Origin of the sequence: Alteromonas sp. AMM-1, assembly GCF_047290655.1 — a bacterium.
In the GTDB taxonomy this organism is placed as follows: Bacteria; Pseudomonadota; Gammaproteobacteria; order Enterobacterales; family Alteromonadaceae; genus Alteromonas; species Alteromonas mangrovi.
In genome coordinates this window covers 95,248-110,585 of sequence record NZ_JBLBUE010000002.1, presented here as the reverse complement: position 1 = coordinate 110,585, position 15,338 = coordinate 95,248, and the positions used below count along the sequence as shown (strand labels likewise).

Sequence of the window (15,338 nt, the reverse complement as noted above, 5' to 3'; positions counted from 1 at the left end):
GCACTGCACTTGCGCTTCATTGTATAAACGTCGCACAGACTGCTGCAAAATCATACAGCAAAGATCAACACGCCCTAATACGAACCAGCTAATTTGGCGTTATGCCAAATCAGCCAGCATGGCTTCCAGGGTAACCTGGTCTTTAGCGAACTGGCGAATGCCTTCTGCCAGTTTGTCGTGAGCCATTTGATCTTCGTTCATGTCCCAGCGAAACGCTTGCTCAGTTAATGCCGCAGGCGCGGGCTTTGGCGAATCAACCGGGTTGAGTTTACGCTCAAGTGTGCCTTCTGTATTTGCCAGTTCATCCAGCAGTGCAGGGCTGATGGTTAAACGATCGCAACCCGCCAGTTCCTGAATTTCACTGATATTGCGGAAGCTGGCACCCATTACAACGGTGTTGTAACCGTGAGTCTTGAAGTAGTCGTAAATACGGCTTACTGACTTTACGCCCGGATCGTTAGCACCGGTAAAGTCTTCACCTGGCTGATGTGCTTTGTACCAATCCAGAATACGGCCAACAAAGGGAGAAATCAGGAAAGCACCGGCTTCGGCACTGGCACGAGCCTGAGCGAAAGAAAACACCAGGGTAACGTTGGTTTTGATGCCCTGAGACTCAAGAATGCGCGCAGCCTGAATCCCTTCCCAGGTGGCGGCGATTTTGATCAGTACCCGGCTGGTATCGATACCCTGGTCACGATAAAGCGCCAGCAGGTGATTGGCCTTTTCAACGGTAGCCATAGTGTCGAAAGACAAACGGGCATCAACTTCGGTAGACACATATCCGGGTACCTGCTCCATTAATTTACTGCCTATTAACACTGCCAGCTTGTCGGCTGCCGCACCAGCAACATCGGTTACAGCGTTCTGAGCAGCTGCCCATTTTACTGCTTCGGCTGCCAGCGGGCGGTATTTTTCAATTTGCACGGCTTTCAACAGTAACGATGGGTTGGTTGTTGCATCCTGAGGCTGGTAGCGCTTAATTGCTTCAAAGTCACCTGTATCGGCAACTACTGTGGTCATGGCCTTCAATTGTTCTAGTTGGGTTGTCATAGCATTTTCCATTCAACGGTTAACACAGAGCGGCGCGGCATTTTCCTTTTTCACAGCCAATCAGGCTGCCAGCTATTGCTGGAAGTGATGAAAAACTAAACACCACACCATTAATATTAATTTTATATTACCTTTACATTTGCGTATTATTGATATTATCATACAATTAAATTTGGTGGCTAATTTAGTTAGCAGTTCGTGGAATAGAAAGTTTATGTCTCGTTATACATTAGGGCTCGATTATGGCTCTGATTCGGTCAGAGCGCTGTTGGTTGATGTAACAACCGGTACAGAGCTGGCCAGCCATATGGTGAATTATCCGCGCTGGGCACAAGGGCGCTATTGCGTACCCGCCCGCGACCAATATCGTCAGCACCCGCAGGACTACATCGACAGTCTTATCCAGGTAGTTAACGCGTTGTGGAAAAAAGTGCCTGCCGGTACCGCCGACAACGTTGTGGGTATGAGCTTTGACACGACTGGCTCAACCCCTGTACCTGTGAACGCAGAAGGTGTGCCGCTGGCCTTAACCGACGCGTTTGCGGAAAATCCAAATGCGATGTTTGTGCTGTGGAAAGATCATACTGCCGTTAAAGAAGCCAGTGAGATCACCAAAGCTGCCAACAATAACGATGTCAATTATCTCTCTTATATGGGCGGTATTTATTCGTCTGAATGGTACTGGGCTAAAGCGCTCCATATATTCCGCAACGATGCGGCGGTGAAAGCCGCAACTTACAGCTGGGTAGAACACTGCGATTGGATGACCGCGCTGATGTGTGGCACCACGCATCCATCACAATTACAAATGGGGCGCTGTGCTACCGGCCATAAATTAATGTGGAATGAAGCCTGGAATGGTTTCCCGCCAAACAGTTTCTTCACCAGTATCGATCCATTACTGGATGGCATCGTTGACACGCTTAACCCGTCTACACAGCCAAGTGATAAAGCCGCAGGCAATCTCACTCAGGAATGGGCCGACAAGTTAGGTCTGCCAGCAGGTATTGTTGTGGGGTTTGGTGCATTTGACTGTCATATGGGCGCGGTAGCAGCCAATGTCCGCGAAGGCGTGCTTACCAAAGTCATGGGTACGTCTACCTGTGATATTACCGTTACCACACCTCAAACATTGGGTGATACCTGTGTTAAAGGGATCTGTGGTCAGGTTGATGGTTCGGTTATTCCGGGCATGATAGGCCTGGAAGCGGGTCAGTCTGCGTTTGGTGACTTGTACGCGTGGTTTAAGAACCTGGTGTTATGGCCAACGCAAAACCTGCTGCACGAACTGATGGAAACCGGTGCCAGCGAACTGGCAGACAAAATTGAAGCCATTACCCTGCAGCGCTTGTCGAACGACGCTGCATTGTTGCCCGTGAGTGCAAACGATATAACCGCACTTGATTGGGTAAACGGCCGTCGCACACCCGATGTCGACCAAACGGTATCGATGGCAATCACCGGTATTAAAATGGGTGCCGACGCACCTAAGTTATTTAAAGCACTGGTTGAAGCCACGGCATTTGGTGCCCGTGCCATCACCGAGCGTTTCCGCTCTGAAGGCGTACCTATTGACTCCGTGGTGGTCATTGGTGGTATCTCCAAAAAATCTGACTACGTAATGCAAACCTGCGCCGATGTGTGGAACTGCCCAATCGACGTATTAGAAAGTGAACAGAGTTGTGCCTTAGGCGCCGCTATCATGGCTGCTGTGGCTGCTGGCGAATACCCAACTGTCGCCGACGCTCAGGCTGTGATGGCGTCGCCTGTTTGTAAACAGTACCTGCCGAATCCTGAAAACACAGGTGTTTACGACGAGCTCTATCAGAAATATCAAAGCCTTGGTGCCTATATCAGCGGAGGCAAGCCATGAGTTATACCGAGTTAAAACGCGAAGTGTATGAAGCCAATATGGAGCTTCAGCACCGTAATCTGGTGATCTACACCTTTGGAAACGTGTCACAAATTGATCGCGCAAAAGGCGTTGTGGCAATTAAGCCAAGTGGTGTGTCTTACGACCAGATGAAGCCCGAAGATATCGTTATTGTTGATTTGGAAAACAACATAGTGGAAGGCACCATGCGGCCTTCCTCCGACACCAAAACCCACACGCATTTGTATCGTGCGTTTGACAACATTGGTGGCGTAACCCACACCCACTCAACCTATGCAACGGCTTGGGCTCAGGCCAAGCAAAGCATTCCTTGCTTAGGCACCACCCATGCAGATTACGTGCACGGTGAGATTACTTGTACACGAGAGTTAACCAAAGAACAGGTAAACGGTGACTACGAAGAAGAAACGGGTGTGCAAATTACCGACGCTTATACCGACCGCGACCCGCTTTCAGCACCCATGGTGATTGTCGCGGGTCACGCGCCCTTTACCTGGGGCAAAGATGCAGCGCAGTCTGTATATCACGCTGCACTGCTCGAAGAAATTGCCCGTATGGCTTATTTAACCCGCACACTGAGTCCAAACGCGGCGCCATTAAATCAGGCCATTCTGGATAAACACTATTTACGCAAGCACGGCAAAAACGCTTACTACGGTCAGCAATAAGCCGCAACGCACCTTTATCTATAGAGGACAGAATTATGACTACAGTACAAAAAGAAGTTTGGTTTATTACTGGTTCACAGCACCTGTATGGTCCGCGTGTACTGGAAGAAGTGGCAAACAATAGCCAGGCGTTGGCAGCCGGTCTGAATAACAGCATTCAGCCAGTTAACATTGTTTATAAAGATACAGTTAAAACACCTTCTGAAATTCATCAGGTGTGTCAGGCAGCCAATAGTGCGCCTAATTGTATTGGTGTGATTTTATGGATGCACACCTTCTCGCCAGCAAAAATGTGGATTGCCGGTTTGAACGAGCTGCAAAAGCCCTGGTTACACCTGCATACACAGTTTAATGCCGGTCTGCCATGGAGCAGCATCGACATGAACTACATGAATACGCACCAAAGTGCACACGGCGACCGTGAATTCGGTTTTATCGGCACGCGTATGCGCAAAGAGCGTAAAGTGGTTGTTGGCCACTGGCAGGATCCAAAAACCGTTAAACAAATCGACGGCTGGTGTCGTGCGGCATTGGGCTGGGCAGAAAGCCGGTCGCTGAAAATAGTGCGCTTTGGCGACAACATGCGCCACGTAGCGGTAACGGAAGGCGACAAAGTTGCTGCGCAAATTACCTTCGGCTACGAAGTACATGCTCACGGTCTGCAAGAGCTGGCTGATGTAGTAGCAAGTGTGAGCGATGCTGATGTAGCAGCTCAAATGGATGCTTACTATCAGGAATACGATGTTAGCAAAGAGCTGCTGACCGACGATTACCAGCGCGACCGCTTGATGAAAGAAGCGCGTTTAGAGCTGGGTATGGAGAAGTTTTTCGTTGACGGTGGTTTCGGTGCTTTCACCAACTGCTTTGAAAACCTGGCAGGCTTAACCGGTCTACCTGGTTTAGCGACTCAGCGTCTGATGGCGAAAGGTTATGGTTACGGCGGCGAAGGCGACTGGAAAACTGCGGCCATGGTTCGCATCATGAAAGTCATGGCAAACGGCCTGGAAGGCGGTTGTTCCTTTATGGAAGACTACACTTACAACTTTACAGGTGGCGTAGATCAAGTGCTGGGTGCACACATGCTGGAAGTCTGTCCGTCAATTGCCGGCAAGAAACCGCGCCTGGAACTGCACCGCCATACCATTGGTGTGAAATGTGACGTACCGCGTTTGTTGTTTGCTGCTAAAGCGGGTCCGTCGATTAACGTATCGCCAATCGATATGGGTAACCGTTTCCGCATTCTGGTTAATGAACTGAATACCGTTGATCAGCCAGAAACGACACCAAAACTGCCTGTTGCGTCTGCACTGTGGGAGCCTAAGCCGAGTCTGGAAGTAGCCGGTGCTGCCTGGATTTACGCTGGTGGTGCACACCACTCAGCTTACAGTCAGGCTATCACGGCCAGCATGATTGAAGATTATGCTGATATGGCGGGTGTGGAAACCGTGGTCATCGACGGTGACACTAACCTGCGTACCTTTAAGTCTGAACTGCGTTACAACGCAGCTTACTATCAGCTTAAGCAAGGCATTTAATCGACCTGCTGGTGCGTTCACACGGTGAGTTGACATGATAATATTACGATTCATTGTAGTATGAATATTACCGGCACTTTTGTGCCGGTAACTGTCTCTTGAACCGTAACGAAGGAGTTTTCATGGTCGATTTATCCGGCTACCAGGGCATTATTTTTGATATGGACGGCACGTTGGTGGATTCCATGCCGTCTCACATGGTGGCATGGGAGCGCGCATGTCAGGCGTTTGGTTACCCGTTCGACCTGGACTATATGAATTCCCTGGGCGGCGTACCTACGCAACAAACTGTCGTAATACTGAACGAAAAATTCGGCATGGATCACGATCCAGTGGCTGTGGCAAAGTTCAAGCGTGAGGCATGGGAAACCATGGATCTCGAGCCTGTACTGATCCCGTCCACCATGGCGGTATTCGAGCATTATCGCCCTACCATGCCAATTGGTATCGGAACCGGTGCAGAGCGACCGCATGCTGAGCACCTGCTTGCCAAGCACGGATTGTTAGCACGGATTGATTCACTGGTGACGGCCTCTGATGTAACAAATGGAAAACCGCATCCCGAAACGTTTTTAACTGTAGCGAAGCAAATGGGTGTCGCGCCACAACATTGTGTTGTGTTTGAAGACACTGAGATTGGCTTTCAGGCTGCTAAAGACGCGGGAATGGACTGTATTATGGTAAAACAGGGCGAAATTCAGCGCTAACCGTGAATTAACGCATGTGTGTTGCTGGTTTCATCAGCGGAACACACCTGCCAGTGAACTGAATCATTACTTGCATTCCCTGTTATATTTGTAATATAAAAGTATAAAAATAATTATGGGAATGTTAACCATGTCTACGCTTTCGCTTACTTCAATACGTCCTTCACAACAATTTACCGCCTCCGGTAGTCGCGCTAAGTGGCTGCTGGCAGGTGTATTGTCACTCACCTTTGGCTGTAGCAGTCAGGTGATGGCAGAAAAAGGACAAACAATGACAACGACTCCCTCTGCAACAATCAGTGCGTATGGTGTGCTAAGTGACGCTACACCGGTGAAACAAGTCACGCTGAAAAACAGCAACAACATTGAAATTGATGTCATCAGCTACGGTGGCATTATTACCCGTATGTCGGTACCCGATGCCAACGGCAAATCCGGTAACATCGTGTACGGGTTTGATTCGCTGTCAGACTATGAAACGAAAAACCCTTATTTTGGCGCGTTGATTGGCCGTTACGGCAATCGTATTAAAGACGCTAAATTCTCGCTGTTTGGTACCGAGTACCAATTGGCTACCAACGATGGAAGCAACCATCTTCACGGCGGCGTGCAGGGCTTCGACAAAAAAGTTTGGAGCATGGAACCGTTTGCAACCAAAACCAGCGCTGGCGTGAAATTAACTCTCGTAAGCCCGGACGGCGATCAGGGGTATCCCGGTGAATTAACCACGGTAGTGACTTACACGCTAACCAACGACAATACGCTGGATATGCAGTTTATTGCCACAACCGATGCACCAACCATTGTTAACCTAACCCAGCACACGTACTTCAACCTCGCGGGCAAAGGCGATATTCTGGATCACGAATTAACCATTCACAGTTCAGCAATTACCCCGGTAGACAGTGGCCTTATCCCAACTGGTGAACTCATGCCGGTTGAAGGCACTGCATTTGATTTCACTGCGGCCAAAGCCATTGGCAAAGACATTGGTGATAGCCACAAACAGCTGTCATTAGGTAAAGGTTACGACCACAATTACGTGTTGAAAGCGCAGCCTGATGACCGCTTAATCGAAGCTGCAATGGTATACGAGCCAACGACGGGCCGCGTGCTGCGCGTACTTACCGAAGAGCCTGCGGTGCAGTTTTACTCAGGCAATTTCCTGGATGGCAGCACCACCGGTATGGGTCAGCAACATATCTTCCGCGGCGCTTTCTGCCTGGAGCCTCAGCATTCACCTGATTCGCCAAATCAATCCGCGTTCCCCAGCACAACCCTGTTACCGGGTGAAGTGTATTCAACGCGCATTGTGTATGCGTTCGAAACCAAGTAATACGAGTGCGTAATAATGTGGCAGCGTACAACTAAACTGATACTGGCGGTGCTGGTCACCGCTATTTCGTCGGGTTCGGTTTGGGCAAAGGCCATTGTCAGTTTGCACAGCCCGAACTACGAACTCAGTGCTCAGGTGTCGCTTAATAGTGATAATGCCCTGGTGTATCAGGTAAAGCGCAGAGGCGAGGCAGTGATCCAGCCTTCTGCTCTGGGCCTTACCCTCGCCAATGCATCGTTTGCCAGTGAGCTCAAACTGAACAGTGTTGGCGACGTACGCGCCATTGAATCGACTTATAGTCTGATACACGGGAAGAAACGTGACATTGTGTATCAGGCTAATGAAGTGCTGGTGAGTGTTGAAAATTCTCGTGGTGATGCGCTGGCAGTCCGCTTGCGATTAAGCAACGACGGCCTGGCGTTCCGCTACGAACTGTTGGGTAAATCTACCGACACACGCGTAGTGATCAGCGAGCAAACCAGCTATGGCATGTTTGCTGACACGTTGGGATGGCTGCAACCTAAAGCGGCGGCTCAGTCGGGGTGGATGAACACCAATCCATCTTATGAAGAAGAATACCAGCACGGTATTGTAGGAAAGCTTACACCACAGTTCGGCAATGGCTGGGTGTATCCGGCTTTGTTTAAATACAGGGATACCTATCTGGTAGTCAGCGAAGCTGGTATCACCGAAGGCTATGCTGCTAGTCACCTTGTAAGTGACGAACAAGGCATATTTGAACTTACGTTTCCTCATTCTGCGGAAACCGTTACTAACGGCCAATTGTTACCCGAGCATGCATTGCCTTTTACATCGCCATGGCGACTGCTGTTAGTAGGCGATCTGGATACGATTGCTGCTTCTACACTGGGCACTGATGTAGCCAACCCACTAGCATTTCAGGATACCGGTTACATAAAGCCAGGGCCTGCGGCATGGAGTTGGGGGTTGCTAAAAGATGAATCAGTTAATTCTACAACCCAACGCGAATTCATCGACTATGCCGCTGACATGCACTGGCCGTATGTGCTGGTGGATGTGAACTGGGATCAGAATATTGGTTACGACGGGATTGCTAAACTTTCAAAATACGCAGCGTCCAAAAGTGTGCGTTTATGGCTGTGGTATAACTCATCAGGGCACTGGAACCAAACGGTTTACAGCCCTAAAGGTCAATTGCTTACGCAGGCCGACCGCCGCAAAGAATTTGCCCGTTTGCAAGACATGGGGATTGCCGGTGTAAAGATTGATTTCTTTCCGGGCGATGGCGCAGCCGTATGGGATTACTTTAAAGCGATTCTTAGCGATGCTGCCGAATTTAAGCTGATGGTGAATTTTCACGGCGTAACACTGCCGCGGGGGTTGCAGCGAGAATACCCCAATCTGATGACGGCAGAAGGGATCAAAGGCCAGGAAATGATTACGTTCTTCCAGGACTTCGCCGACCGTCAGGCGTATCACGCAACCCTGTTACCCTTTACCCGCAACCTGTTCGATCCTATGGACTTTACGCCCACGGTGTTAGGCGACATTCCCAATATCGAGCGACGTACAACGAATGCTTTCGAATTGGCTGAAACCGTATTGTTCTATTCAGGTGTTCAGCACATTGTTACTACACCTGCGCAGATGCCATTGGTTGAGCCGCACGTAAAGCAGTTTCTGCAAACATTGCCGACAAGCTGGGACGACACAAAACTCATTACCGCTCACCCGGGCAAATATGTTGTGTTGGCTCGCAAGGCGCAGTGTCAGTGGTTTATTGCAGGCATTAATGCCCAGAATACACCACAGCAAATCGTTATACCGGCAGATGCCTATCCTCTGACGGGAGGAACGCTGTTAATGACCGGCGAAAACGCACGCCAAACCCGCATTCAAACCTTGCCAGCAGGCGATCTTCATTTAACGTTATCTACAAACGATGGGTTTGTGCTGACAACACAAAGAGAGAGTACCAATGATTGTAAAGTCGATTAAACGGCTGACTACTGCGGCCTTGTTACTGGCCGTACTGGGCGGATGCAGCAGCACCACGTCACAGAGTGATGTTACCGCTAAACAACCAGACAGCGTAGCCACGGAAGCTTCTGGTATCTTTACCAATCCGCTATTTCCAAATGGCGCCGATCCGTGGCTGGAATACTGGGACGGTAACTACTACCTCACCACCACCACCTGGACGTCACAACTGGTTATGCGTAAATCCCCCACATTAGCAGGACTGGCAGACGCTACTCCGGTAAATGTGTGGTCATCCACCGACCCTGATCGTTGCTGTAACTTCTGGGCATTTGAATTTCACCGACTAAAAGGCCCGAATGGCTTTCGTTGGTACATGATGTATACCGCAGGGCAAGACGGCACGCTGGATCACCAGCACCTGAATGTGCTGGAAAGTGTTGGCGACGACCCCATGGGGCCGTATCAGTACAAAGGCGCGTTAATGCCTGATGTATGGAATATCGACGGAAATTACCTTGAGCATAACGGCAAGTTGTACGTGATCTATTCCCAGTGGCGTGGCGATACCCAGCTCAACATTATCGCTGAAATGGAAAATCCGTGGACGTTAAAAGCCGGCCAGCCCCATACAATACTGACGACACCTGAACTGGACTGGGAAATCAGCGGCCGTAAAGTGACTGAAGGAGCCGAAATTCTGCAGCGTAATGGCCGCACCTTTATGACCTACTCAGCCAGTTTCTGTAACACACCGGATTACAAATTGGGCTTGTTGGAACTGGTGGGCGATGACCCAATGAATCGCGACCACTGGACTAAGTACCCAGAGCCGGTTTTCAGCCGCACTGAAACTGTATTTGGGCCTGGGCACAACGGCTTCTTTACCTCGCCGGACGGCAAGGAAGACTGGCTGGTGTATCACGGCAACGATTCTGTTGAACATGGCTGCAGTGCTACGCGTTCACTGCGCGCTCAAAAATTCACCTGGAATGAAGACGGTACACCACAATTTGGTGAGCCACTGACGCCGGGTGTTGAAGTTGCACCGCCGGGTGGCGAAAACGGCCCGCTGGTGACACGTGTTCAGGGGCAGCGTTATCAGTTGGTTAACGCAACCAGTGAACTGTGTCTGGATATTTCGGCTGACCCACAGGACAACCGTGCGGTTCAGCGCCAGTGTGCCGGCACCAACGGACAGTGGGTGTTGGACTCCACCACCGACGGCTTTGTGCGGTTAGCCAATCGCGAAGACAGCAAATTCCTTGAAGTAGCGGCTTGTAGCACGGCTGACAACGCGCGTGTACAGTCTGCGGCATGGCGTAACAACTACTGTCAGCAATGGCAGGTAGCGCCGGGCATTGATGGCAATGTAACGATCACTAACCGCTACTCAGGTAAGCCGTTGGCAGTTGCAGGATGCTCAGCGTCTGCAAACCAAGCGGTATTGCAGCAGAATGCCGACAGTGCCTGTAATCAGTGGCAGCTTCGCCCGATAGGTGAGGTGGCGCTGATGAGCCAGCAAAGCGGTAAAGCCATCACGGCTGATAAAGACAATGTGGTACAGCGCGCATTTAACTATCTGGACGAACAAACCTGGGTATTCCAACCCACAGACACTGGCTACCTACAGCTAAAAGCTGATGCGGCCAGCTCGCAGTGTCTGGGCGTGGTGAATAACCAGGTTGTGCCGGGGGCAAATATCGATATGGTGAACTGTGATAGTAAAACTGCTCAGTGGCGATTAGCCCCCGTGGAGGGTGGCGGCATGATGTTGTTTAACCGTTACACGCGTTTACCTCTGGGGTTAACCGACTGCGGATTAGCAGAGCAAACTAATATTGCGCAACAGCCTGATTTAGGTACGCGTTGCCAGGTATTCCATTTGCGCGAACCAAAGTAATTAATACGTAACCTTGTTGTTCGAGGGGCGGCACTGTGTAGGGCGGTGTTGCCCCTTCTTTTTTTTGGGGCGGTAAGCTGAAAAATCGGATAAGTGGATGAGTAACGAAGGGATGAGAGTGGGAAAGTTGCTTTTAAATTGATAGGCTTATACTCAATACTTCAAGTTAGTTCTATACTTAGAGAATAAGTATCGACTTTTTATGGAATTCACCTTGGTAAGGATAAGCATGCGAAAGAGCGTCTACCTACCCATTTTAATAAGCTTTATTGCTGTATTAGTAACCGGTTGTGTAATCAATGTTACGCCTCAGAATCTGATCTATCAGTCTCCAAAGGTGGAAACGCTGAACTTAACGAACTTTCAGGAAAAGGCGTTTAAAGACGGCATATCAGTAGCAATTAAATCCATTGCTATTACAGGTGTAAGAGGCAACAAAATCAGAGGCGTACAAGTGCTTTATCAAGGCGCTAAAGCCAATATAGTGTTGTTTGGAGGCAATGGTTCAACCATTAACAAGTCTGCCAGTAAGCTGCACAGATTAGGCAGTATTCCGGCCAATATCATTTGGTTTGACTATCCGGGAGCTGGTATCAGCGACAAGCCAGCAGATATGAAGCCAGAGCACATGTTGCAGGATGCGATGGCCGTATACGACTACGCCACCGAGAAACTGCGCAACGATAAGCCAATGTTAATTCATGGTGTGGACCTTGGCACTGCGGTAGCCACGTATGTTGCGTTAGAGCGCAACCCTGATGGATTGGTGTTGGAAGGTGCGGTAGTAAATTTAACGCAGCTGATTTACGACAACTCGCCTGGCTGGTCTGCCTGGCTGACGCGCTACAAGCTGTCTGACAGTTTAAAAGCGGTAGATAACGCGTATCAGGTTGGCACTTACACTGGACCATTGCTGGTTATTGTGGGTGAGAAAGACAAAAAGACACCGCCCAAATACAGCCAGATACTGTATCAGGTGTCCCCTTCAGAAAACAAAAATCTGGTCGTGGTTGAAGGAGCAGAACACAACAATGTACTGACTTCGCCCATTGCAGTAGAGGCTTATCAGGCATTTATTAAAAGCCTGTAAGCCTGGCTTCTTTTTTTAATGTTAAACAGGCGCAAGTCTCCCTGCGCCTGTTGATTTCACCTTTATTTTACTTCGCTTCATTACCATTGCTGTTTTGCACCCACTTGCACAGAAACAGGAATAACATGAAACAATATGTAAAGTATGCCTTATCGTTCGTTTTGCTAGGGGCTATTAACAGCACCAACGCAGCAGCAGGATGGTTTGTTGAAGGCGCTGCCCTTACTAGCTTTTATAACTACAACGAGCGCGATGCGCGAAATGCACTGCCCGACACGGTAACCCAGTTTCTCGGTGACGATGACCTGACTGGTAGCGATAATGATCTTATCAATTACTATCTGGCAGCAGGGTATTATGTAACGCCCACAACCAGTGTGAAGCTAACTTATGCCAGTGGCATAGATTTGGGCGTTTTAGACGGACTAAGCTGTTTATTTTGTTCCGACGGAACCGAGCACTACCATACCGATGCTGAACTTAGCTATATCTCGACTGACGTTACTTACCGTTTCTACACCATCAATGACGCGTTTCATTTCTATGCTAAAGCGGGTGTGGCTTACTATTTCATTGAAAGCATGACCATGCAGAAGCAGTCTGCCGAGTGGACGACGATAAGCACAGACAAAGCGAACAAATGGGGAGTACTTGGTGGCGTAGGTGTTGCCTGGGCTCTCACCGATAATGTTTCGTTGAACGGCGGTGTGAGTCTGCATCAGTTTATGGCAATAAAACAATACAGCATCGCCTTAGAGTACCGTTTTTAACCTCTTTTGAGTACGGGCTACGGGTAATAAGTTAGCTGGCATTTACAACAGACTCTTTGTCTGTTGTAAATACCGGCTAAGCGCTTACGCTGCTTGATTACCTGCGTGCATTATTGTGCTCGGAATTGGCGCAGGTATTCGCTTAGAATAATCAAATATAACCAATTCTTTACATTGGTTGAAATTAATAATAATTCGCATTAACATTCTTTCCCGCGATCGCAGTCCCTGGACACCTAACAACAATAATAACGCATCGCACACAGGCTTGTGCTTTAAGAACGCACACAAACAAATGGAGAGAATGGCTTGAAATTCCAACTATCTGCGATTACCGCAGCGTTGCTTATTAGCAATACTGCACTGGCAAATACCGAAGACGATCCGGAGCGTATTGTTGTTGAAGGGCAGTATTTGTCGTTCAATAAATCGAATTCGGTAAAAACCCCCACCCCCATCATTGATGTGCCTCAGAGCCTGTCAATTATGACCGCCGATGAAATCATCGCACGTGGTATCACCAGCATTGGTGAAATTATTGACTACACGCCAGGCGTGAATACCTCGATGGGCGAGGGGCACCGTGACTCAGTAGTGTTCCGGGGCGTACGATCAACCGCCGATTTTTATATTGACGGTAACCGCGACGACGTGCAGTACTTCCGTTCACTTTACAACATTGAACAGGTTGAAATTCTGCGCGGCCCTAACGCATTGTTGTTTGGTCGCGGTGGTACCGGCGGGATCCTGAATCGCGTATCCAAAAAAGCCAGACTGGACGATGCGTTTACCGGATACAAAGCTACGCTGAATACCTTTGGTGGATACAGCGCAGAAATCGATACTAACGCCAGCTTAAGTGAAACCTCTGCAGTACGCGTAAATGCAATGTATGAATCATTGGAAAATCACCGCGATTTCTTCGGTGGTGAGCGTATTGGCTTTAATCCAACAGCGCGGTTTGAACTCAGCGCTGATACTGTGCTGGACGTATCTTACGAATACATTAACCACGATCGCTTTATTGATCGCGGTATCCCCACTGGGGAAAATGGCAAGCCCGTTGAAGCGTTAAAAGACATTACGTTTGGCGATCCAAACAACAATTACCACGAACTGGATGCGCATGTGTTTCGTGCCAACGTAGAACATCAGTTTTCCGATACTATTAAAGGAAACCTGAACGCGTTTTACGGCGATTACGACAAAGTGTATGCAAACTTTTACGCAAACAACTTTGATGCAGCCGAAAATACCGTTGAGCTTGACGGGTATATTGATAACACCCAACGTGACAACCTGATTTTTTCGGGCAATCTGATTGGTGAATTCCAGACAGGTGGCATTGGCCATGTGGTGATCACCGGCGCTGAATTCATTCAAACCAACTCAGACCAGAACCGCTTTAACCCTGTATTCAGTACCTCAGGAAACGACAAAGAGACTTTTGCCATTGAGCGACCACTTAACATTCGCGGCATGGCTGGCGTGAATGCTGAAGGCACACCGTTTACTGTTGCGTTTACCGCGCTTAATGATGATACCCGTGTAACGCTGGATGTGTTTTCATTCTACCTGCAAGACGAAATTGCGCTTTCAGAACATCTGGACCTGGTGCTGGGTGCGCGTTTCGACAGCTTTGATATCGAAGTATTCGATGCGAAAGCGGGTAACACGCAAAATCGCAAAGACAGCCAGGTATCGCCACGTGCCGGGCTGATTTATAAGCCGCAGGAAAATATCTCTTTGTATGCCAGCTACAGCGAGTCATTTTTGCCTCGTAGCGGCGAGCAGTACACCGATATTAATGGCGACAAAAGCCAGCTCGATCCAGATACTTACAGCAACCAGGAAATTGGTCTGAAGTGGGATTTTGCGAAAGGGGTGAGCTTCACCGCTGCGGTGTTTGAAAACGAACAGAAATCGCCACAGGTAGCTGATGACGATCCGGCCACACTGGATGTGATCAACTCTGAAATTTCAGGCTTTGAACTGCAATTCAGCGGTGCAATTAGCGACGACTGGAACCTAACGGTGAACTACAGCAACCTTGACGGGGAAATTGTAGAGCGCACAGGCCCAACCGGACTGACCCCACGTGAGCTGCCGGAAAACACCTTCTCAGTATGGTCTACCTACCAGGTTAATGACCGCTTTGGTTTTGGTGTAGGGGCAACGTATCAGGACGAGAGCTTTATTAACAACAGCAACAGCGCTGTGTTACCGAGCTATACGCGTGTTGATGCGTCGGCATACTACGATATTTCAGATGATCTTCGCGTTCAGCTGAACATTGAAAACCTGACCGACGAAGTGTATTACCCTAATGCACACTCAACTCATCAGGTAACTGTAGCGGCACCAATAAATGCTATGTTAACCGTAGTCGGTAAGTTCTAATCGACGTCTTTATGCACAAAGCA

Annotated in this window: 11 protein-coding genes; 10 read left to right on the top strand and 1 reads right to left on the bottom strand. The window is 49.1% G+C overall.

Translation table 11 applies throughout. The features are described from left to right. Positions 1–99 precede the first annotated feature (99 nt). Positions 100–1,050, bottom strand: coding sequence for a transaldolase (tal, locus tag ACLR2L_RS01050; protein WP_413364940.1), 951 nt, complete (start codon positions 1,048–1,050; stop codon positions 100–102). A 214-nt stretch (positions 1,051–1,264) separates the two neighbouring features. Between tal and ACLR2L_RS01045 the strand changes: the two genes are divergently transcribed. The 10 genes from ACLR2L_RS01045 to ACLR2L_RS01000 all read left to right on the top strand — a co-directional run bounded on the left by ACLR2L_RS01045 (position 1,265) and on the right by ACLR2L_RS01000 (position 15,315). Further along, complete coding sequence (locus tag ACLR2L_RS01045) at positions 1,265–2,923, top strand: ribulokinase (protein ID WP_413364938.1); 1,659 nt, start codon at positions 1,265–1,267, stop codon at positions 2,921–2,923. Next, positions 2,920–3,612, top strand: a complete 693-nt coding sequence (locus ACLR2L_RS01040) for an L-ribulose-5-phosphate 4-epimerase (RefSeq protein ID WP_140958663.1) — start codon at positions 2,920–2,922, stop codon at positions 3,610–3,612. The genes ACLR2L_RS01045 and ACLR2L_RS01040 overlap by 4 nt, the downstream gene beginning before the upstream one ends. A 35-nt stretch (positions 3,613–3,647) precedes the next feature. After that, positions 3,648–5,147: an L-arabinose isomerase gene (gene araA / locus ACLR2L_RS01035; RefSeq protein ID WP_413364935.1), complete on the top strand. Its 1,500-nt coding sequence runs from the start codon at positions 3,648–3,650 to the stop codon at positions 5,145–5,147. A 122-nt stretch (positions 5,148–5,269) separates the two neighbouring features. Beyond that, positions 5,270–5,854, top strand: a complete 585-nt coding sequence (locus ACLR2L_RS01030) for an HAD family hydrolase (RefSeq protein WP_140958665.1) — start codon at positions 5,270–5,272, stop codon at positions 5,852–5,854. Between the two features lie 130 nt (positions 5,855–5,984). Further along, positions 5,985–7,190, top strand: coding sequence for an aldose epimerase family protein (locus tag ACLR2L_RS01025; RefSeq protein WP_413364933.1), 1,206 nt, complete (start codon positions 5,985–5,987; stop codon positions 7,188–7,190). 15 nt (positions 7,191–7,205) lie between these two features. Continuing rightward, positions 7,206–9,170, top strand: coding sequence for a glycoside hydrolase family 97 catalytic domain-containing protein (locus ACLR2L_RS01020; protein WP_413364930.1), 1,965 nt, complete (start codon positions 7,206–7,208; stop codon positions 9,168–9,170). Continuing rightward, positions 9,151–11,055, top strand: coding sequence for a family 43 glycosylhydrolase (locus ACLR2L_RS01015; protein WP_413364928.1), 1,905 nt, complete (start codon positions 9,151–9,153; stop codon positions 11,053–11,055). Before ACLR2L_RS01020 ends, ACLR2L_RS01015 begins: the two co-directional genes overlap by 20 nt. A 229-nt stretch (positions 11,056–11,284) precedes the next feature. Further along, positions 11,285–12,145, top strand: coding sequence for an alpha/beta hydrolase (locus ACLR2L_RS01010; RefSeq protein ID WP_413364925.1), 861 nt, complete (start codon positions 11,285–11,287; stop codon positions 12,143–12,145). A 125-nt stretch (positions 12,146–12,270) separates the two neighbouring features. Next, a complete protein-coding gene (locus ACLR2L_RS01005; RefSeq protein ID WP_413364922.1) occupies positions 12,271–12,915 on the top strand; it encodes an outer membrane protein in 645 nt (214 codons plus the stop codon). A gap of 309 nt (positions 12,916–13,224) precedes the next feature. Next, positions 13,225–15,315 carry a TonB-dependent receptor gene (locus ACLR2L_RS01000; protein WP_413364920.1) on the top strand — a complete coding sequence of 697 codons (2,091 nt, stop codon included), beginning with the start codon at positions 13,225–13,227 and terminating at the stop codon, positions 15,313–15,315. The last annotated feature ends 23 nt before the right edge of the window (positions 15,316–15,338 follow it).

Coding starts and splice junctions, on each gene's coding strand:
- ACLR2L_RS01020 (WP_413364930.1), top strand. CDS start 7,206: ATGTGGCAGCGTACAACTAAACTGATACTGGCGGTGCTGGTCACCGCT.
- ACLR2L_RS01015 (WP_413364928.1), top strand. CDS start 9,151: ATGATTGTAAAGTCGATTAAACGGCTGACTACTGCGGCCTTGTTACTG.
- tal (WP_413364940.1), bottom strand. CDS start 1,050: ATGACAACCCAACTAGAACAATTGAAGGCCATGACCACAGTAGTTGCC.
- ACLR2L_RS01025 (WP_413364933.1), top strand. CDS start 5,985: ATGTCTACGCTTTCGCTTACTTCAATACGTCCTTCACAACAATTTACC.
- araA (WP_413364935.1), top strand. CDS start 3,648: ATGACTACAGTACAAAAAGAAGTTTGGTTTATTACTGGTTCACAGCAC.
- ACLR2L_RS01010 (WP_413364925.1), top strand. CDS start 11,285: ATGCGAAAGAGCGTCTACCTACCCATTTTAATAAGCTTTATTGCTGTA.
- ACLR2L_RS01005 (WP_413364922.1), top strand. CDS start 12,271: ATGAAACAATATGTAAAGTATGCCTTATCGTTCGTTTTGCTAGGGGCT.
- ACLR2L_RS01045 (WP_413364938.1), top strand. CDS start 1,265: ATGTCTCGTTATACATTAGGGCTCGATTATGGCTCTGATTCGGTCAGA.
- ACLR2L_RS01030 (WP_140958665.1), top strand. CDS start 5,270: ATGGTCGATTTATCCGGCTACCAGGGCATTATTTTTGATATGGACGGC.
- ACLR2L_RS01040 (WP_140958663.1), top strand. CDS start 2,920: ATGAGTTATACCGAGTTAAAACGCGAAGTGTATGAAGCCAATATGGAG.